The sequence below is a fragment of the Bradyrhizobium sp. Ken01 genome (genome assembly GCF_055807355.1).
Map to the genome: position 1 here is coordinate 1 of NZ_JBVVPC010000073.1, position 19,657 is coordinate 19,657.

The window sequence follows — 19,657 nt, forward strand, 5'->3', positions numbered from 1 at the left end:
AGCGACTATGGTGTCGGTGGTTTCGGCGGCATACAAGAACTACGCGACCTCAATAAGCCCGTGATCGCCTGCGTTAATGGCATGGCGGTTGGCGGCGGCTTCGAACTGGCACTTTCCTGTGATTTGATCTACGCCTCAGACCGTTCCTCATTCGCTCTGCCGGAAATCCGCGCCGGCGTGTTCGCCGACGCGGCGGCAATCAAGCTGCCGAAGCGCATGCCTTATCACATCGCAATGGATCTATTGCTTACTGGGCGTTGGATGGATGTCATCGAGGCGCATCGCTGGGGCGTAGTCAACGAAGTGCTGCCGAAGGAAAGGCTAGAGCAGCGCGTGTGGGAGATCGCAAAATTGCTCGCCGGTGGTCCTCCGTTGGCATTTGCAGCCATCAAGGAGACGGTGCGCGTTGCAGAGACACTTTCCTTTCAGGACGCCATGAATCGAGTGGCACGCCGGCAGTTTGCCACCGTCGATGTGCTCTATAGCTCTGAAGATAGCATCGAGGGGCCACGGGCCTTCGCAGAAAAGCGAGATCCGGTTTGGAAGGGGAGATAGAGTTATAGGCTCGAAGGCACTAAGGGGTGCCCTCGAGCTTGATCTGACGTTGCCAAGATAAGATCGTGGCCAGTTCGGGGGCTCCCGCTCCGCGCACGTAGTCGTAGATTTCGCCGATGGGGACGGGGCGAACGGAGGGCGTAGCCCGACGGGCGGACCGGCCCGGAGAGCGAGGGCGCGCAGTCATTGATTGCCTGCACGTCATCCATGCCCTGCGGCGGCGCCGATGGCGGTCGTCAACCTTGTTTATCGCGACCAGCTCGTCCGGCACGCGGCTTACAAACTCCTGGTCGGGATCTGAGCACGGTGACCGGTGCGCCTGCAAGGTGGCAGTCGAGCTTATAGCTGGCTGCGAGCGAGCTGCGGAGCCGAGCTCGGCCAGCGTAACGACCTCCATCAATACGGCCGGCCTTACGCGGCTCCTCAATGACTTGCGCCTGCCTGGCGTCAAGGCGCGGAAGCTCGCCCACAGTCTGACAAGAACGGCTGGCCAGCGACCCCCTTCCTCGCGGCCGTTGCCGAGTACGAGTCCGCCGATCGCACCCACCCTCGCATCAACCGAAATGGCGGAAGCGCGTTGCCCGCGACAAGACGGTCGCCACGAACCGAAATCGAGAGCGTGCCGATGCTGTAGAAGGTAGAGGCAACAGCACTCGCCGCCGGCGGGGTCTGATTGCAATCTGCTGCTGTTCGGTCCACCCGGCGGAGAGAAGAGCCATCTACGAGCCACGTCTTAAACACGTTGGTTCAGTTCCACACATTTATCATGCCGCAGTCCGCCGTCATCATTGAGATCTTCGTAGCTAAATGCGATGCCAAAGACCCGCTGCACGATCAATGTCCAGACCGCATATTCGATCATGTCCGGACAGCGAAGATCGCGAAACCGCCCCACCAGATCGATCGCCCGATCGGTGGCACCCAGAAGCAGCACTCCAGCATCCCACATCATCAGGCCGGTATCAAAGGTCGCTTTCACAGCCCGGCCTTCCACCGCTCCAAAAACAAACCGTTCCGTGCTACACCCTGCCGGCATCGAAGCATTCCTTGAATCATCGCAACGGCCTTTCGCCGATTCGCGCCCCGATGCGCCTCAAGACTGTGAGAAATGCGCGATAATTCCAGAGCCGCCTAGTCGTGCACTTGCCCTTCGCCGGATACGGATGGTGGTTTGCCACCCGAAATGCCTGTGCTTCATGAGGGCACTCGGCAGCGAGAACATCGCGTTCGATCAAGTGCAAGAGCTGCATGCGGCGAAGGTGTCGTCGCCAACGGCCAGTATCGAGAACGGCAGGTCGATCCCCTCGCACTTGAAGCGCGCGCCTTGGTGGATCGTCCGGCTTCTCTATCATGAAGCCATTGAAATAGATCAAGCAGCAGAGTCAAAGACCGTAAAACGGCTTCCGACCACGGCGGACGCTGGGCTTCCCGAGGGCTGCGGAATTGATTCGGAGGCCACATAGCTGAACTGCGCCGGAGAGATCGTTACCGATTAGGCGGCACGCAGTGGGATAAAGCGTCTTTCGAGTCTTCTTGGAAAGAAGCAGGCGCGCTTGTCATCGTGCCAAATGACCTTCAAAAGATCGCCGCATCTACCCCTGAATCGGAAAAGCGCGCCGCCAATGCGTCGCGCTTGAGCAATTCCTGCAGGCGCAGAGGCAGGCTCGGAAAGCTCCACCGCATGTATGGGACGTTGCCAGCGACCCCCGTCAGAACCGTGATCACCGTGGTCATTCTCTTATGATCCGTAGCAAGACCGCGACGTCGATGTTGCGATCGACGATCACGCGTCGGCCATTCGCGCTAATGACTTCAGCGTACGGTCGCCGCCTTGCTAAGCTCCGTCGGACCTGGACACAATCCGGGCCGGCAATCCACCTACCGGACAGCCGACAAGCTGCCCTTCGCTATAGGCTTGCGCGAAAACAGAAGCCGTCGAAAGTCTTGATTGCCGTGCTGTCGCCGACACCGCGCGGACCCGAAAAACTCTCCTCGACATGCGCAGCTTCTCGCATCCGACCAGCATCGATGCCGAAGCCTCCACAACTTACAGGAGACGCACTTGGCGACTATCAGTGACGATGTCCCTACCGGCACTCAGCTACAGATCGGAAAAGTCGCAAGAACGGCCGTCCTCGGACGATTCCGCTCCAGGGCGATGCCAACTGGTCCGATGCCCTGATGACGCGGTGATCGCCTTCAACGACGTGCAACAGGGACCCGCGACTGACTTACAATCTGTGCTCTGGTCAACTGCCAATGTGAGTAATTGAATTGATTGCAGGGGCATGGCACGAATCTGTTGCCAAGCTTCAGGTTGACCCAAAACCCTTTGGTGGAACGCGCGATGCAAATCGAGAATGCCCTAGCTTGTGGGCTTACACGACGATGGGGTCGACGCGACTTGGGCCGACGTCGTCAATCGCTTTCGATCGGCAGCAGCGAATGGTACCCGCAAACATCCGGAATCGCGGTGCCGACTGCTTCTGACCGAGAGGATCGGCAGGAACGCCGGACCACATTTGCTGCGAAATGCATCGAGATCAATGGAGTGGCTAGCTGTGACTTCACTTTCCGAGAGTAGCAGGCTGCTCGACGCTATCTTTTGCCGGTTGACCTTACCCCTGATCGTCGCGCCCATGGCTGGTGTCTCTGGCGTTGAGCTGGTGACTAGTGTCTGCCGTTCGGGAAGCATCGGCGCGTTTCCCACAACCAACGCTCGATCGGTTGAGGAGCTCGATCATTGGCTGGGCCGTATTGAACATGATCTCGCTAATTTGGATCAACCGGTCCCGCCGCACTGCCCATCGCTCATGATTCGCCATCCTCGTTTCAAGGATGATCTTGCTTGTCTTGTGCGCCGCAAGGTAGAAATCGTCATAACCAGCGTGGGATCGCCGGCGCCGGCAATCGATGTCTTGCACGAAAACGGGTGTCTCGTGTTCGCCGACATCGCTTCGGTGCACCACGCGGAAAAAGCCGTCGCAGCGGGTGCGGACGGTTTGATTCTGCTCACCGCCGGCGCGGGGGGCCATACCGGGTGGGCCAATCCGTTTGCTTTTGTTCGCGCGGTTCGCGCCATATTCGATGGTCCAATTGTGCTTGCGGGCGGCATCGCAGACGGCATTTCGCTAGCGGCAGCGCGCGTGCTTGGGTGCGAGCTCGCTTGTATGGGTACTCGCTTCATTGCCACCTCGGAAAGCATGGCGAGCGACACGTATCGTCAGATGTTGGTCGATAACACGCTTGATGACATTGTCTTAACCAGCGCATTTTGGGGGCTCCCTGCGAACGTGCTGCGGAGCTCAATTATTGCGGCCGGTCTCGACGCCTCAAAGCTTGACGACTCAGTGTGTGAGGCGCGCGCAACGCAGAAAGCAGGCGCTAAGAAGCCTAGCGAAGGACCGCCGCGCTGGAACAATATCTTCTGTGCTGGTCACTCAGTCTCAGGCGTGCGATCAATCATCGGTGTTGCCGAGCTTGTCAAGGAAATCGGGGGAGAGTACGAGGCAGCGTTAGCCAACGCTCGTTGTACTCGTACTTGGCCGGCACGATCGCATAACGGTCGGGCAAAATCGTCCAGAGCTGAATGAACTTGACCATCTTGTCGAGCAGACGCAAGTTGAAGGGTATCATTTTTGGCGTTTCTGAGGAGGCTACATACAGTCAGCCTTTCGAGCGCAATCTGCCTTGGGTCTTGCTGCAAACGAAAGCCTAGCTTCGCGGCTTTGCTTTTCGAACGATGGAAACCTCTCGTGACGCCGCCACCCGCGTCCATTTGAGCATCGATGCGTTTCAGCAGGGGGCGCCATTCGCCGCGAGGGGACATTGATTTCGTGGGGTCGCAGCGGACCGGTGCAGTGAGGGCTCTTCGCCAGAAGCCTTGTGGCGACGTTACCGTGGTCTTGCCGCGATGCACATCAGTTGGCGGCGGCGGCAGAAGACATAGTCGTTCATCGTCAGCCCTGTGCTGATGTATGCTTGTTGACGGCGGTGGACCGCGGTCCCCCACGGATCAACGTCGCAGGGCACCCGGGCGCCCGAAATTTCGTCCTTTGCCCCGCCCAGGACCAACGAACTTCGTCGAGGTGTTCAAGACGAGCGGTTGACTTTCGCGCGCGAGAGGATCGAACGCCTGCAGACGCCTATTCCGTCGAAGCGGAGCCGCGGCAGCAGTGCCGAGCTGCGGCTGGCTGCCGGCCGCACCAGGTCCGCTCTTGGTGGCGGCGCGCAGGCCGAGCCCGCAGTGGACCGGGCGCCTCGGCCGCTTCCCAGGCCTCCTCCACCAGCATGGCGCGCGGGGCTGCCGCCGATCTTGCTAATACACCCGCGGTGGCCGGCTCCAACCCGGCCTGCCTCGCTCTTGGGTTTAGCTCGAATGCTCACCAGCTTCTGTGGGTTGTTGAACCGCAGGATGGCGCCGATCGCCGCCAAGATGCCGACGGCGAGCGCCAGGCTCAGGCCCGTGATCATCACCAATTTGTTAACCGCGAAATGCTCAATTGCGCCCGGCGCGATCTCGCGGTCGAGCACGGCCTGTCTTCCAGCCGATCAAGCTCACGGAAAAGAGCCCGTCAGTCGTGTCCGTGTTCGTAGGTGCCCATCATTTGGAACAGCTGATCATCAGTCCTTGAGGGGCGCACCAATGCGCGTGTGGACCAAGTGAGCTCGCGCCGAAACTTGCTGGCGAGCGCACCCCGATTTTTCCTGCGTTACAATATCGAGATACCGGGACCACACGCGATCGCGCTCTTGCCGATCGAGCAGACCGAAGCTCCGTGTACGCGGAACGATAGCCCATCACAACGCGTTGTCGCCGCACGACTTCTTTTCGCGGTTAAAGTCGGTTCTGTGGCGGACATAATTCATCTGGATGAAGCGATTCGGCGCAGGATGCGAGCGTTTTGCTCCAGAGCAGGCCGTTGCACCAAATGTGTTCAACGAGTCCCCACTGGCAGGCCGTGGCGACATCTGGAAAAAAACCTCGTCCCGGGAAGTTCGCGCTCGTGTTGCAAAGCAGAGGAATGCCCGTGAGTTTTTCGTATTCGACGAGAAGCTCGGCGACTTTGTGCGGAGAGAATCGAGGAACGGTCTGCAATCGGGCAGACCCATCGAGATGAACCACTGCCGGGATTTTGTCTCGCCATTCAGCTCGCGTCTGGTGATCGAACAACATATAAGGATCCGGCGTCCCAGGACTAAAGATTTCCGGGGCGCGATCCTCCAGGCATATCGGCGCCACTGGCCGGAAGTATTCACGCAACTTGATGCCGTTCAGAAGATCCTTCATTCCCGCCGAAGTAGCGGCCGCTAGAATGCTTCTGCTACCCAATGCCCGTGGCCCAAGCTCGGCACGGCCGGCAAGAAAAACCACGGGCTTGTTGCTGGCGAGAATGCTAGCAAGTTCACGCATACTGCACGGCGCGGCCTCCCATTCGGGCGGCACTTCGCTGCCTTGCAGAACCGGGCCGCTGTAGACTGACCATTCCAACGGCACAAAGCCCTTGTGCTCCGCCATTGCAGAGCAAGCCGCACCAATGGCTGAGCCGCTGTCATTCGGAAAGGGCGGCACCCAAACAGCATCGAATAGACCAGTCGCTCGTAGTGCGCTGTTCCATTTGATGTTGAGAGCGCAGCCGCCGGCTATACACAAGTTCCTCGCCCCTGGAAGACCCCGATGCCGCTGCAGAGTAATCGCCATTTCGCGAGTGAGTAGATCCTCGACAAACCAATGAAACGATGCAAGCACATTTTCGGGTAACTTGGCCCCCAATCGGAGCGTGCTGGTATTAAAGAAGTCGTGCAGAGCCGCAAGTGAGGCCTCCATACTGTTGATGTCCCCCCGGTAATGACGGACAAGCTTCGCGTCGGCCACAAACCGCTCTTCATAGAGTTCCCGAAAAACTGCCACGATATCTTCATCCACTGACCCGAGCGCGACGTAAGCCATCACCTTGCCAGCAATACTACGGTCGCCCCAGCCAGTGTAGTTCTCTCTCTTATACGGGCCGAAATGATGACCAGCCACGACATAAGCCTTACCATGCATCGGGAACAGGCATTCGATGAACCGGGCCCCGCGGGGTTCCACATAGTAGAGACGTGGAAACATGCCACCGTCCCACACTAGGCAGAACGCGGGTTGTTCGGCTTTGGCAAACGGACTGGTGCAATACGCGGAGGCCACATGGCCCGTCACGTGCGCATAACTTCGATAGGGAAAACCCCTGCCGTCCAGCATCAGGCCAAATCCGTCGTGCGAATTGAGCAGGCCGTGGTCATGTTGCTCAATATACGGCCCTCCTCTGAGAGTGACAGGTGCGGCCCCGTTGAGGACGCGAAATTGCGAATCTACATCACCTATCCAGCCGTCGATAACGAACTCATCCACATCCCGCGCCGTCAAATTGTGCTCCGCCAAGGCGACGACAATGTCATCGAGATTGTCGATGGCTTGATACCGCGGATTGTTGCTCCGCTTCTCCTGTTCGAGACAAAATACGAGACGTCCGTCCTCGACAAGAGCCACCGCTCCGTCATGCGTCAGTTTGATACCACAGATGCGCATAGTGCCTCCATTTAAACGTGGACAATTCCGTGAGTCGAGAGAGTCAATCGCACTCCGAAAGTGAGCAGCAATCTTCGTTGAACATCTAAAAGTGCCGCGCTAGCCCCTGATAATTGGGCCGGCAACCCTCGAAACTACTGGCGACCTTATCGTCGCTTGGCAGATCGACGCTCAAGCACTGCCTCCCGCTCTGTTGCCCTCGCCTTAGCGTCCTGCAGAATTTGGGCCAGCGCTAGCTCGAGAAAGCGCGTGCGCTTTTGCAGCCCAGTATCCCGTGGCAAGCACTTTGGCGTGTTCCGAACATCGGTCGCGTCTTATTTCTGACGCGCGCGCTCCGCCCAGCGAGCCTCTTTCGACTTCCCGCATGAATGCTCGCGTGCGCGCTCTGCGCATTCCATCCGGCTCTTGGCAGCGACCTCTTGCCGATGCGGTGTTGCGTTCGCAAGTCGTCTGCTGCTGATGCGGTTGATCGCCGCCGCCCAATAAGCCGGGCTGCACGCCCTCGCGACGTTTATCGCCGAGGCGCGGCAGGCTCTCGGCACCCTCGTGGTCCTAATCGAAAGGGCCTGAATCGTATGGCGCGGCGCCTTTTTGTCATCGGCTAGTTGTTGGCAGCGATCGGGGCGAAATATCGGCGCTGAAACCATTTGTGAGGCGGTCACCCGCCCGACAATGCGGTTCGCACCGGTGAAGACTGCCGAACAACAAGCAGCCGGCATGATTTTGCGCGCGGGCAGAACCTGCGATCGCCGCAATGTGCGACGAACCAAGACTTTTCCCGTTTTCAGCGATGCCGTGAACTTGAAAGATCGACTTGGCCAATCCAAACTCACTGTGACAATTTTAACCATGGAACGGTCCTTCCTTTGTGGCGCCTGTCTACACGACCACGTTTGGCATTTTTGATGCCGGTTCGAAGGGCCGTTCCACGCCATCATTTCTGATGAAGTTCGCCGGCGACGGTGGTTCTTCAACGGAGAATCGGCGCCATGCGACAGGCTTTCGAATTTCATGCTCGTACCGAGTGGTTTGGTCGTTTGGTGTTCATGGCGTAACTGATTCCGAGGATTCGGTTATTCTGGCTGTTCGATCAGAGGCTGCGGAGGCCCCGTGCCCTTTGTGCGCGACAGCATCGCGCCGAATCCATAGCCGTTACATCCGGCACGTGGCCGATTTGCCGTCAGCGGGCAGAAAGGTGCGGCTCATGCTGCCCGTCAGCAACGATACCTTGCTGCGGGTGGTCCGCCGGCGGACGGCGATCCCGGCAGATCCATTGCTTGTGGTGGGCATCGATGACTGGGCGTTCCGGAGAAATCATCGATACGGGACGATCGTGTGCGATTTGGAGCGCCGGCGGATCGTTACCCTGCTGCCCGACAGGGAAACTGCGACCGTTCGGGCGTGGCTATCGAAGCACCCAGCGATCAACATTGTGTCGCGAGATCGCGGTGGTGGATACGGCGAGGCAGCAGCCAAGGCGCTGCCGAACGCCATCCAAGTCGCCGACCGCTGGCATCTGATGGAAAATGCGAGCGCGGCCTTCCTTGATGCGGTGCGCCGCTCCATGAACAGAATCCGAACCGCAATTGGAGCGACGACGATCAACCCGGAATTGCTGACCTGTGCGGAAAAGCTGCGCTATCAGGGCTATTTGCGGCGGCAGGACAGCCATGCCGTAATTACGGCTCTCGTCAGCGACGGTGTGTCGCTCAAGGAGATCGTCCGCCGCACAGGACATAGTCGCAATCTGGTTCGCCAAATTAGCCGCGGCGGCGGTACGGATATGTTCCGCACCCGTCAAAGCACCCTGGACGGGCATCTGCCGTTCCTGGACGCGCAGTGGTCAGTCGGCTGTCGCAACGGTGCCGAGCTCTGGCGCCGCTTGAAGGGACAAGGCTTCAAGGGATCGCTACGCGTGGTGGTGGAATGGGCGACGCGACGGCGGCGTGCCGAGACTATCAGCCATCAAGAATTGCAGAAGGTCCCCGCCGCCAGGACCATAGCACAGTTGATGACGACGAAGCGCAACACCTTACCAAGGCCGACCGTCACGGTTGCCGCTATTGAATAACGCGTTCCTATGCTGGCCGATGTCCACGCCCTCGCGTCGCCGCCGGTGGGCGAATAGCCGACCCAAGGCGGATCCCAAACAGTCCCATGGATAAAATCCGCTCGCCGGCAATTGCTACCGATATCTCAGCAGTTGCACGCGTGCTGCCCGTTGCGGAGCTCGATCGCCTGCTCTCGGAGAGGCCATCCCCGAGCAGCTTGAGGTAATCTGCGCTGCACGAGCGACGATTGTCGGATTTCCGTCAATTCTGCGCACGCGCTAGGGACTCTCCGCGGGGGGCTGCTTGATGGCCATGATGCGTGTTACGCTACATCGACCATCGACGCCGACGGGCAACTCGCCATCGACGGTCGCGCGACGAACGACTCGACGCAGGTCGCCGTAATCGTTGACGGCATAGTGTTGCGTGGCGCGATTGTCCCAGACGGCGACATCCCCCTCCTTCCAGTTCCAGCGCACGGTGTTTTCGGGCGCGGTGATATGAGATTGGAAGAGATCCAACAGCTTTTGGCCGTCATACTTCGGGATGCCAACAAATCGCTGCACGTAATAGCCCAGCACCAGCGTGCGTTCGCCGGTCTCGGGGTGGACCCGCACGACGGGATGTTCGGTCTCATAGATCGTGTTAGTGAACACCTCATCATAATACTTCTTATCCATGTCCCCGGGCCTAAGGCCGTAGTCGTTAGTGTGAACGGACCAGAGCTCATCAGCAAGCCGCTGCAGCGGCTGTGGTAGGTCAAGATAAGCCGCAGCCGTATTTGACCAGATCGTGTCGCCGCCGAATGGTGGGATCACGACGGCTCGCAGCACCGTAATTTTGGGATAGGCTTCTATGAAGGTCCCGTCGCTGTGCCACAGATCGACGCGGCCCTGGGCGGAATCAACCTCGAGGATCGATGCCGTTCCCTTGGTAGCACCGACGGTCGGATGCGGCACGAGTCTTCCAAAACGAAGAGCAAAACGCTCCTGCTCGGCGGCGTCGAGATGACCCTGACCGCGGAAGAAAATAACCTTGTGCTTGAGAAGGAGGTCCTTGATCGCGGCAATTTTTTGGTCAGGCAAATCGCCTGACAGCTTGATGTTGCTAACTTCAGCGCCGATGCGTGCTGCGCGTTTAGCGACGTTGGCAAGCGGGATAGCTTGATCGATCGAAGCCGTTTTATTCATGTGTTACTCTCCAGGTTACGTTTCGGCCAAATTAGTCTATTCAGCTGCGGCGCAATACGTGAACGCCAGATGTCACGTATAGAGCGCTGCATTCAAATCCGCGGCGATAAGCTCATTGGATAGCAGGCTATTCATTGGACGCGAGATCGGCGAGGAACAGATCGCGATTGGGTCCATGCCAGGACGGGCCGAATATCCAGCTTGAAACTTGATGGCGCTCAGCGGTGTTAAGTTCAAAGTTCAATTTGGCTAACTCGCCGAACCGCGACTTGTGAACTGCCCCGCAGCGACGGATTACAGGCGCAAGCTCGTCTTGGCTCATTACGACCTCCTGTCTGTTGCTTTAGTCAGCTTCATAAGTATGGTGGAGTCGATCGAGACGGCTCCAAATGGCCTGAAGCGCTCGGGTGCAGGCGGAGGGCAGGTGAGTGCACTGGCTTTCAAGTTGGGGCCCCCCTGTTGCCGGGTGATCCACAGCAAGCAGCATGCCAAACGGCGGAACGAAGCTCAGGCAGTAACATTGCGAGGAGATAGCTCAGCCTGATGCTGTCTGAGCAGGCGCATGCTTCAAAACGTTCTCTTGTCTTGACGCGGAGATGACGCCGATGTCCCGAACCCGACAGAGCGCGACGACCATTCCGCGGCATGCTCGCAGCTAAGGCGTTTCTCGCTCTCGCAAAGCAAAGGCACAGATTATTCGGCGAGTGGCACCTCGGTTGCTTGGACACAGAAGCAGATGCAGTACGGAGATCACCTATGAAGCTCGCTGGATATAGGCGTTTTGAGAAGCCGCTCGCATCAACTACCCCGATCACATGAGGCACTGCGCATTCAAGCGATGGTGATCAGGCGTTCCAGACGATGGTGATCACTGGAGACGAACACTGCTGACGAGTTTATGTGTGCTGGAAACGGCCTCCTCGTCAAGATTGGCGGGTTGGTTTGGAGATCGTCGCGGCGGTCCATGGGAGGGGCCCGTGCGCGGCGCGAAGTGCCGCCACGAGCGACGGAGCGACGCCCGGGCCTGTGGGCCGACGGGGCGATCGCGCGTGAGGTGCTTACGGTGTTTTCTTTTCGCCCGCCTGACGGCGCACGCTGTCGCGTTTTGAGTTCGAGGCGGTGCGCATTGTGAATGATGCGGTCCAATATCGCATCGCCAAGTGTGGGGTCGGCAATGACGTCGTGCCATTGCGACACGGGGACCTGACTTGTGATCAATAAGGATCCCTTGTCGTAGCGATCATCGACAATCTCGAGCAGATCCCGGCGCTGGTCTCGGCGGTAAGCGGTTCAGGTCCCCAGTCGTCGAGGATGAGGAGATTGACGCGCTCGAGGGTCGCGATCAGGCGGGCTAGACGGCCTTCGGCGCGCGCCTGCGCGAGATCTGCGAACAGGCGGGGTGCCCGCTTGTAGAGCACGGAGAAGCCGTCGCGGCAGGCTTTGTTGCCGAGCGCACAGGCAAGCCAGGACTTGCCGGTGCCGGTTGGACCGACGATGACTAGGTGGTTGGCCTCGCGGATCCATTGGCAAGTGGCGAGGGTTTGAAAAGCGAACGGTCGAGACGCCGGGCGGTGCGATGGTCGACGTTTTCGACGGCGGCCGCTTGACGGAGCTTGGCGCTGCTCAAGCGGCGCGCAAGGCGGCGGTTGTCGCGGGCAGTGACCTCGCGATCGACGAGGAGGCCGAGCCAATCGGCGTGCGGCATCTCGGCCGCCTCGGGATTGTTCTGCAGTTCGACGAAGGTGTCGGCCATGGCGGCAAGACCGAGGGCGCGCAAGCGATCGACGGTGGGATGAATGAGCATGCTGATATCTCTCCTGATCAATTGTAGTAAGTGCGGCCACGGATGTTGGCGTGGAAGAGGATGGGCGCCTCCTCGGCGGGCGGAGCGGTTCTGTCAGTGCCGTTTTTGAGGATGGCGGCGACCGATTTATACGAACGGGCGTTTAGCAGGTGCCCGGGCGCAGGCGGCGTCGACGCGTTCCTGGCCATAGCGCTTGACCGACCCGAGAATGCCGATTGCCGAGCGGAAGCCCTGTTCCGGATGCGGCCGCGACCGCAGGATGACGTCGATCAGCGTCTCGACATCGGGACCGACCCTGGCAGCTTCAGAACGAATACGCTCATGGGTCCAGTCGCGATAACGACGATGCGAGATCGGATATGCTCGGCAATCGTCGTCGGGCGATGCTGCAAGGTGCTGCGCAGATGTGACGCCACCCGCTTGCCGCGCAGGAAAATCTCGACGGTCTTTTGGGTGACGCGGGTCTCGACCTCTCGGCGCACGAGGTTGTGAGGGACGCTGTAGTAATGCCTGGCGATCTCGATGTGATAATCGAGGTTGACCCGGCAGCGCTTCCACTCGGCATACTGGTACGGCTCATCCGGCAAGGGAGTGAGCGCCGGACGATCGAGCTCTTCGAACACGTCGCGCCGACTTCGTCCCCAGCTTCGGAGAGGTCGGTTGTTCAGCTCGACCAGGAGCGCGTGGATCGCCTCGTTGAGGGCGGCCAGCGAGAAGAATCGGCGGTTGCGCAAGCGCGCCAGAATCCATCGCCCGACAATTTGGACCCCGACTTCGGCCTTGGCTTTGTCGCGCGGCCGATACGGCCGCGCCGGGACGATGGCGGTGCGGTAATGGCGGGCGAGATCGGCATAAGTCCGGTTGACCATCGGCTCGTGAAAGCAAGCCCGGGTGATGCCGGCCTTCAGATTGTCGCTCACGGTCTGTCGGGCCACGCCGCCGAAATAGGCAAATGCCCGGACGTGTGAGGCGATCCAGTCCGGCAGGCTTTGGCTGAGGCTGGCTTCGGCGTAGGTGTAGTTCGAGGCGCCGAGCACGGCGACGAAGATCTGCGCGCTGCGCACCTCGCCGGTGAGCCCGTCAACCACCTCCATGGTGTGGCCGGAATAGTCGACGAACAGCTTCTCGCCTGCGACATGGATCTGGCGCAGGGTGAGCTTGAGGCGGCCGGCCCATTCCTTGTAGCGTTCGCAAAACCACGAATAGCTGAAGCACTCGGAGTTTGCGTCGCAATACTCCTCCCACAACAGCATCAGCGTGACGTTCGGGCGCCGCAGCTCGCGATGCACCAGCGCCCAATCCGGCTGTGGACGCTCGTCGCTGGGCCGATCGGATGGCGGCGGATACAGGCGGTTCTCGAGCCGGTCGTCGTCATCCAGCTCCGACGGCAACGGCCAGGTCAGGCCGGCCCGGCGGGTTCGGTTGAGATACTTGCTGACCGTGCCCTGGGCCAAGACCAGGCTGCGGGCAACGGCGCGTTGCGACATGCCGACGCTGTAGTGCAGGCGTAGAACTTCGCGAATGTGGCGCATGGACAGTCTCTCGGTCGGCATCTCGATCCTCTGCGCTCGGGCGAAAGACCAAGGTAGCCGGGTTGCAGACTGTCAGGGGTGCAAGCCTCCCCATTGCCCCCCGATCACGATCGGCTGGAACACGCACGGCACGGCGGAATTCTTGATCGATGGATCTTCGACGGAGTAAGCAACGTCCTAGATGGAGATCATTCTGACCGCTTTGCAAAGCCACTCGCTCGGGCTTGGATGTCCTCCATCTGCCTATTCATTTAGAAGCGATTCAAAAATAGTTGGAGTCTGGGCGAAGACTTACAGAGGGCCGATACTTATCAAGAATATTGTTGATTGGCTTTGTATCGGAGGCTCATCTGGGAACTTCAGGGCCGAGGACAATTCTTGAGCTCGGTTCGTATCAGGCCGCAGTGCACTGTTGTTTGCTGATGACAGCAGGGCTTTGTGACAAGCTCGGTGCGCCACACAAAATGATGTCCATGAGGATGCAAGAAGGCATCCATTGCTTGCCTTTTCATGAAGCTGAGCTCCCGTCGTCGCCTACTTCGGTGAAGTTTCGCTGATGAAGTTGCGACATCCTTAGCTTGCGATCGGCGACGCGCTCGTACAAATATTTTCCGTTTCTTTCTGCCTGCGTAGGTTCCTGGTGGCAGGAGACTACTAGTGCGCGATAGATGCAGGCCTGGAACATCATCGCGCTCACGGTTGCGCTATGCAATGTGGCGTTGCCTTGCTAGTCGGCTGTTCTCCACTCGGGTGCGAAGTCAACAAATAGACAAAAACTCCTTGCTGGGCTCATGTTTTGGCGCGAGCGTCTCTGTTGCCGCGTTGGCGCGCGGCAATCACATGTCAATGCGTGTCGCCGCATAGCAATCTCCCCGAAAGATCTCATGTGCCTCACCTACCGGCCCCCGGCATCAGCAGCCAGCAAAAGTTACGCGCGCTTGAACTTGCGGGAATACATGCTTGCCTCCGCTGAGCTGCGCCTTGAGCTCGGCGCGCTCGATTTGGCTGAGGTCAACCTGACAGCGTACATTCATGGCGTGCTTTGCTCGAGGCACGCACCAACAACTGAATCGGATGCCCGGCGTGAGTCCTTAAAACTTTCAGACCCAAACAGGGGCAGTGTCTGTCTATTGTCCACACCGCTAGACGGCTCCGCCGCAGGCTCCCCGGTCGAAACCGACATGCAGGAATACTTCCGCGTCAGCCCGCCTTCGGTTCACCAGATGGTGCTGACGCTGGAACGCGCCGGGCTCATCACAGAGTACAAAGAACCGCTCGCGGCATAGAGGTCCTCGTGATCCCAAACATTTGCCAGAGGTGATCTGACCACCAGGCCCACCCCTCAGGATCAGTGTGCAGGCTAGTAGATCTCGGCATTACGACAGCCCGCCGCGCGATTCCGCGATTGGCACGCTGATTGCTTGATGCGGGCGGCCGCAGTCAGGCGAGTGCTGCGGCCGCTGCTCCTGCTGGGCTTCTGTCAACGTGAAGACACAAACGATGTCCCCGGTTCTGTGCGGATTGGGACAGACCAACTTGTTCGGGAAGGGTGTGCAGCCAGGAGCTCAAATGAGGTGTGCGAGAAGCTCGCGTTCGAAGTTTATGTCTGAGGTCAAGCTCATGTCTGAAAGTTCAGCGTCCAATTCTGTGAGGCTGCCGCGAGCAGTCGGGCTACTGGGGAGCGGGGTCATCGGCGCTGGGTGGGCCGCTCGGTTTATCCTTAATGGGGTGGATGTGCGGCTGTATAGCCGCTCCTCTGGTGCGGCCGAGCGCGTTCAGAAGAAGCTAGCAAATGCCCGCCGAGCGTTTAAACGTCTGACTGAGATGCCGCTGCCGGTGGAAGGATCTCTTTCTATTGTAAATTCGGTTGCGGACACGGTGCACGGAGTGGATCTCGTTCAGGAAAACGTGCCAGAACGCGTGGAGATCAAGCAGCCTCTCCTTGCTGAGGTCTGCCAAGCGGCCGCACCCGAGACGCTGATTTGCTCGTCAACTTCGAGCATTCTACCCTCTTTGCTCCAGGCCAAAATGCGGCGTCCCGAGCGCTTGCTTGTCGCTCATCCGTTCCAACCGGTATACCTGGTGCCATTGGTTGAACTTTGCGCCGGACAGCGCACAGCGCCCGAGATGTTGCAGCGCGCCGCGGAAATCTACAGGGCGATTGGGATGCATCCGCTCGTCGTGCGCAAGGAAATTGAGGGATTTATCGCGAATCGAATACAGACGGCTGCATGGCGCGAGGCGCTGTGGCTCGTGCAGGACAATGTTGCCACGGTGCAAGAAATTGATGACGCCGTTCGTTACTCCTTCGGGCTGCGACGGCCGGTCCTCGGACCCATTATGACGTACTTCGTTGGTAGTGGTGAAGCCAGTATACGTGCCTTCTTGAGCAAGTGGCTGCGATGGTCGGGTAATAATATGTCCAAGTTGACTGACGTGCCGGAGTACACCGACGCCTTTCTGGACAAGCTCACTGAGCAGTCAGATGCGCTGGCTTTGGCCGAGAGCATGATGATGTCCGAGTACCAAGAGATGCTTGACGATGGTATTGTGGGTGTGCTGGGGGGCTTGCGCGCGGAGAAGATTGGTGCGGGAGAGACGCTCGCGCGATGGGAGCAGTCGCTGCGCAACCGCGTTCCGGTCAGTTCATCAACTGCTGCTAATAGCAAAGAAGCCTGAGATGCTGTTCAACGTGCCGCGAACTACACGGGCTGCGTCAGTGAGACCCTATATTTTCACTCCTTTGACGCCGATGCCTTGTCCGTTCCTCGGTCGCGGCGGTGAGTACCTCTTGAGTGGCATCAGTTCCGGTATGTTCTAGACGCACCGTTCCCGCCAGGAGTTCTACTGACCACGTGCTCGTGCCCGACGGCGATGAGTGGGGCGGCACCACATCCGCCTCCCGGAGGTCTTCGGCTATTGGAAAGCCACCTTTCGGCGTTCAGTCGATCGAGCTGAGAAAGGAACCGGTGGCCGGCTGGGAATCGCGGACGGGAGCGGTCAAGGTGGCGGTCGCGTTGGGCGGTTTGCCTCCACGTCGCTCACCCAAGCTACATCAGCTGGGAGGAGTTCATGGCCAACCAGGAGCAACTGGTAGATAACGTCTTCACTATTACGCTGGACACTATGGCGTACCGCGCAAGGGAGCCGCGCTGTTACAAGGATTGCGATCTGCGCTTCATCGCGAAGCACCGGATTCCGGCGGTGGCATGGCTATGTGGATGCGATGCGGGTGTCCCGTTCGGGCTTCCACGCCTGGCTGAACCGATCGCTTAGCGCGAGATCCCAAAGTGGCGAGACGGCAGGCCAGCAGGTGAAGGCAAGCTTTCTTGCCGGCGATCACGTACGGCGCACGGCGTGTCGGCGGGATATGCTGGCAGACGGTGTCGAATGCGGTTTGCACCGGATCGAGCGGCTGATGCGCCTGCAGGCGGTGCGGGCGCGGCCACGAGGACGAAGGCGATCGCCAGGTTGCGAACGTGCCGCAGAACGTTCTCGACCACCAGTTTGCAGCCGAGCGGCCGAACCAGAAGGTGATCGCCGAATTTACTTGACGGCCGAAGGCTGGCTCCATGTATCAGCCGTCATCAACCTGTTCTCGCCCCGGGTGGTCGGCTGGTCGATGAACGCCAACATGACAGCGCAACTCGATACAGACGCTCTGTTGATGGCCGTCTGGCGTCGCGGCAAGCCGGATGCCCTGATGCATCACTCAGATCGGGGTGACATCATCAGGCGGATTCATCTTTTCAAGGTGCCTCGCGATCTTGGCCGGTGAACGGTACTACGGCTCAGAACACCTGGCCAGCGGAACGGCGAACGCGCCCCGATAACGCGCGGTAGTGAATGGATGGTCTCCAGCCGTATGTTGCGGGTGACCTCTGCACTGGCGGATCGCAACGCGGCTTGGAGGAGATCTGGCGTCATTTGCAAATAGCGCAGGGATGGACGGACTCCTGGCTGGAGCGTTGCCATGCGATCACCCGGTGCACCCTTCATTCCGCCGGCTCGGCGGACATGCTCAAACCAGGAGATGACCCCCACATCGTGCCACGGTCAACTGCCACGCGTAGCTAATGATGGAGATTCTTGTTCGCGCGGCAGAGGGAGTCGGGGGACGGGGCTCCACGCACTCGACCGAATATCGGTTGAGCTTTGGCCGATTGGCACGAAGCGCGTTTTGAAGAATCTCGTGTCACGGACGGTGATGACCAGATCAGTCAGATCCACGTCTTGGAGCCCAAACGCGCTTGGCCAATGCGCATGCCGCTTCTGTACAGCAAACAAGGCAGCGCAGGGTATAGCTGGCACGTGAGGGCGATGCCCAACCTTCAGGATCCGAGGTGCGGGATGTCAGAGAGTCAACGTAGATGGTTCATAGAGGGCTACAAACGCCAGGCATTGAATTGGCGATATCGGTCGATTGACCGGGCAAGTGCCGAAGGTGACGCTTGCTAGGGCGTTGCGAGAGACGATCGGCATCATAACAGCCTCCATTGTTGTTATGCAGCTGTGTAAGGTTGGCTACGGCTAGTCGGAAATGCGACGGCGCGCGGCGCCCTTACAAGAGCAGACTGCCTGATACCTGTGTTTTCCCCCATCAGACGGGCCCGGACCTGGATCCCACAAGCGGCACGCCGATTGCTTGGACACGATTGCTGCTACCTAGGCGTCGCAATGGAGCTGACGCCGGGAGTTACTGATACGACCTCCTTGATGGATCTGGTCGATGGGCGTCGTTACGCTTGGAGTACCCAGAGCGTAACAATCGACCCCGTTCAACTTTGGGTAAGGAGACGTGCGGATGATCTCTGAGGTGTTCATTACCTGCGCGCTCACCGGAGCTGGGGATGCGGTGCAGCGTAGCCCCTATGTCCCGGTGAGCCCGGAGCAGATCGCGCAATCGGCGATTGAAGCGGCACAAGCGGGTGCGGGGGCGGTGCATATCCACGTCCGTGATCCTAAGACGCGGCGTGGCTCGCGCGAACTAGCCTTGTATCGGGAAGTGGTGCAGCGCATTCGAGAATCGGACGTGAATCCGGTCATCAACTTGACTGCGGGAATGGGCGGCGATCTCGTGATGGGCGAAGCGGACTCTCCTCTGCCGCTGAACCCGAGCACCGACATTGTGAGCGCGCGTGAACGGTTAGTGCACGTAGAAGAGTTGCGCCCTGAGATTTGCACGTTGGATTGCGGATCGATGAACTGGGGCGCCGGAAGCCAGTTCGTCATGGTCAATACCAGCGCGACATTGCGCGCAATGGCCGCACGTGTGAAGGAGCTTGGTGTCCGACCTGAGCTCGAGGTGTTCGATGCGGGTCAGTTGGTGTTGGTGCGCGATTTAATTGCGGAAGGATTGATCGAGAATCCGGCGTTGATCCAGCTGTGCATGGGAGTTCGTTATGGCGCGCCATATGACCCGACGATGCTAATGGCGCTGGTGCATCTGCTCCCCCCGGGGGCAGTCTACTCGGCGTTTTCGATTGGACGCATGCAGCTTCCATATGTGGCATTGGCCCCGTTGGTCGGCGCGAACGTTCGGGTAGGCTTGGAGGACAACCTTTACCTTTCTCGGGGTCGGCTGGCAACCAACGCCGAGCTCGTACAGCGGGCGGTACAGATTCTCGAGGGGATAGGAGTGCGGATACTAAACCCGGATGAGGTGCGCCAGAAGCTCGCTTTGAAGAATCACCTTTGAGAATCAAAGGTGATGTCTACAGTTCCTGGACGCTATGCAGCAGCTTGCGCCGGCAGCGCGGCGGAGCGCCTGCTCCTCCCGCGCTCGCTTCGGCTAAACTAAGCATCGGACAAGGCACAGCGTCTGCGACAGGCGGTATCAGCCTGGATGGCCGGCTTGGCGGCAGGACCGGGGACTCAATGGTCGTCACCAAGACCGGGTCCGAATACCTGACAGATTATCCACGAGACTTGCGCGTGGTCGCGAGATAGCCGGCAGG

At 59.4% G+C, this 19,657-nt stretch carries 12 protein-coding genes and 5 pseudogenes; 7 read left to right on the forward strand and 10 right to left on the reverse strand.

What is annotated here, in order from left to right; translation table 11 throughout:
- A partial coding sequence (locus AC0L3S_RS36690) for an enoyl-CoA hydratase-related protein (RefSeq protein ID WP_473284709.1) occupies nucleotides 1-555 on the forward strand: 555 nt, incomplete at its 5' end.
- Between the two features lie 733 nt (nucleotides 556-1,288).
- On the opposite strand, the gene AC0L3S_RS36695 is transcribed toward AC0L3S_RS36690, so the two are convergent.
- The 3 genes and pseudogenes from AC0L3S_RS36695 to AC0L3S_RS36705 all read right to left on the reverse strand — a co-directional run bounded on the left by AC0L3S_RS36695 (nucleotide 1,289) and on the right by AC0L3S_RS36705 (nucleotide 2,289).
- Nucleotides 1,289-1,591, reverse strand: coding sequence for a transposase (locus AC0L3S_RS36695; RefSeq protein ID WP_259219525.1), 303 nt, complete (start codon nucleotides 1,589-1,591; stop codon nucleotides 1,289-1,291).
- A gap of 79 nt (nucleotides 1,592-1,670) precedes the next feature.
- Nucleotides 1,671-1,882, reverse strand: a pseudogene (locus AC0L3S_RS36700) (IS66 family transposase); the annotation flags it as partial.
- 248 nt (nucleotides 1,883-2,130) lie between these two features.
- Complete coding sequence (locus tag AC0L3S_RS36705; RefSeq protein WP_259219524.1) at nucleotides 2,131-2,289, reverse strand: hypothetical protein; 159 nt, start codon at nucleotides 2,287-2,289, stop codon at nucleotides 2,131-2,133.
- Between the two features lie 827 nt (nucleotides 2,290-3,116).
- On the opposite strand from AC0L3S_RS36705, the gene AC0L3S_RS36710 reads away from it, so the two are divergent.
- Complete coding sequence (locus AC0L3S_RS36710) at nucleotides 3,117-4,148, forward strand: NAD(P)H-dependent flavin oxidoreductase (RefSeq protein ID WP_259219523.1); 1,032 nt, start codon at nucleotides 3,117-3,119, stop codon at nucleotides 4,146-4,148.
- Between the two features lie 499 nt (nucleotides 4,149-4,647).
- Here the strand turns inward: AC0L3S_RS36710 and AC0L3S_RS36715 are convergent, their stop codons facing one another.
- From AC0L3S_RS36715 to AC0L3S_RS36725, 3 genes are all read right to left on the reverse strand, one after another.
- Complete coding sequence (locus AC0L3S_RS36715; protein ID WP_259219522.1) at nucleotides 4,648-5,088, reverse strand: hypothetical protein; 441 nt, start codon at nucleotides 5,086-5,088, stop codon at nucleotides 4,648-4,650.
- Nucleotides 5,089-5,392: 304 nt separating this feature from the next.
- Nucleotides 5,393-7,123, reverse strand: coding sequence for a nodulation protein NodU (gene nodU, locus AC0L3S_RS36720; protein ID WP_259219521.1), 1,731 nt, complete (start codon nucleotides 7,121-7,123; stop codon nucleotides 5,393-5,395).
- A 314-nt stretch (nucleotides 7,124-7,437) separates the two neighbouring features.
- A complete protein-coding gene (locus AC0L3S_RS36725) occupies nucleotides 7,438-7,974 on the reverse strand; it encodes a hypothetical protein (protein WP_259219528.1) in 537 nt (178 codons plus the stop codon).
- A gap of 92 nt (nucleotides 7,975-8,066) precedes the next feature.
- Here AC0L3S_RS36725 and AC0L3S_RS36730 point away from each other — a divergent pair.
- Nucleotides 8,067-9,191, forward strand: a pseudogene (locus tag AC0L3S_RS36730) (transposase); the annotation flags it as partial.
- 261 nt (nucleotides 9,192-9,452) lie between these two features.
- On the opposite strand, the gene AC0L3S_RS36735 reads toward AC0L3S_RS36730, so the two are convergent.
- The 4 genes and pseudogenes from AC0L3S_RS36735 to istA form a co-directional block, all read right to left on the reverse strand.
- Nucleotides 9,453-10,364, reverse strand: a complete 912-nt coding sequence (locus AC0L3S_RS36735) for a TauD/TfdA dioxygenase family protein (RefSeq protein WP_259219520.1) — start codon at nucleotides 10,362-10,364, stop codon at nucleotides 9,453-9,455.
- A 127-nt stretch (nucleotides 10,365-10,491) separates the two neighbouring features.
- On the reverse strand, nucleotides 10,492-10,686 hold the full coding sequence (locus tag AC0L3S_RS36740) for a hypothetical protein (protein ID WP_259219519.1): 195 nt from the start codon (nucleotides 10,684-10,686) through the stop codon (nucleotides 10,492-10,494).
- A 736-nt stretch (nucleotides 10,687-11,422) separates the two neighbouring features.
- A pseudogene (gene istB, locus AC0L3S_RS36745) lies at nucleotides 11,423-12,168 on the reverse strand (IS21-like element helper ATPase IstB).
- 17 nt (nucleotides 12,169-12,185) lie between these two features.
- Nucleotides 12,186-13,721, reverse strand: a pseudogene (gene istA / locus AC0L3S_RS36750) (IS21 family transposase).
- An 863-nt stretch (nucleotides 13,722-14,584) separates the two neighbouring features.
- Between istA and AC0L3S_RS36755 the strand changes: the two are divergent.
- The 4 genes and pseudogenes from AC0L3S_RS36755 (at nucleotide 14,585) to AC0L3S_RS36770 (ending at nucleotide 19,398) form a co-directional block, all read left to right on the forward strand.
- Nucleotides 14,585-14,986, forward strand: coding sequence for a helix-turn-helix domain-containing protein (locus tag AC0L3S_RS36755; protein ID WP_259219518.1), 402 nt, complete (start codon nucleotides 14,585-14,587; stop codon nucleotides 14,984-14,986).
- A gap of 316 nt (nucleotides 14,987-15,302) precedes the next feature.
- Nucleotides 15,303-16,379, forward strand: coding sequence for a 3-hydroxyacyl-CoA dehydrogenase NAD-binding domain-containing protein (locus AC0L3S_RS36760; RefSeq protein ID WP_259219516.1), 1,077 nt, complete (start codon nucleotides 15,303-15,305; stop codon nucleotides 16,377-16,379).
- Between the two features lie 480 nt (nucleotides 16,380-16,859).
- Nucleotides 16,860-17,424, forward strand: a pseudogene (locus AC0L3S_RS36765) (IS3 family transposase); the annotation flags it as partial.
- A gap of 1,080 nt (nucleotides 17,425-18,504) precedes the next feature.
- Nucleotides 18,505-19,398, forward strand: a complete 894-nt coding sequence (locus AC0L3S_RS36770; RefSeq protein WP_259219515.1) for a beta-keto acid cleavage family enzyme — start codon at nucleotides 18,505-18,507, stop codon at nucleotides 19,396-19,398.
- Nucleotides 19,399-19,657 lie beyond the last annotated feature (259 nt).

Coding starts and splice junctions, on each gene's coding strand:
- AC0L3S_RS36695 (WP_259219525.1), bottom strand. CDS start 1,591: ATGCCGGCAGGGTGTAGCACGGAACGGTTTGTTTTTGGAGCGGTGGAA.
- AC0L3S_RS36760 (WP_259219516.1), top strand. CDS start 15,303: ATGTCTGAGGTCAAGCTCATGTCTGAAAGTTCAGCGTCCAATTCTGTG.
- AC0L3S_RS36735 (WP_259219520.1), bottom strand. CDS start 10,364: ATGAATAAAACGGCTTCGATCGATCAAGCTATCCCGCTTGCCAACGTC.
- AC0L3S_RS36725 (WP_259219528.1), bottom strand. CDS start 7,974: ATGGTTAAAATTGTCACAGTGAGTTTGGATTGGCCAAGTCGATCTTTC.
- nodU (WP_259219521.1), bottom strand. CDS start 7,123: ATGCGCATCTGTGGTATCAAACTGACGCATGACGGAGCGGTGGCTCTT.
- AC0L3S_RS36705 (WP_259219524.1), bottom strand. CDS start 2,289: ATGACCACGGTGATCACGGTTCTGACGGGGGTCGCTGGCAACGTCCCA.
- AC0L3S_RS36770 (WP_259219515.1), top strand. CDS start 18,505: ATGATCTCTGAGGTGTTCATTACCTGCGCGCTCACCGGAGCTGGGGAT.
- AC0L3S_RS36740 (WP_259219519.1), bottom strand. CDS start 10,686: ATGAGCCAAGACGAGCTTGCGCCTGTAATCCGTCGCTGCGGGGCAGTT.
- AC0L3S_RS36755 (WP_259219518.1), top strand. CDS start 14,585: ATGTGCCTCACCTACCGGCCCCCGGCATCAGCAGCCAGCAAAAGTTAC.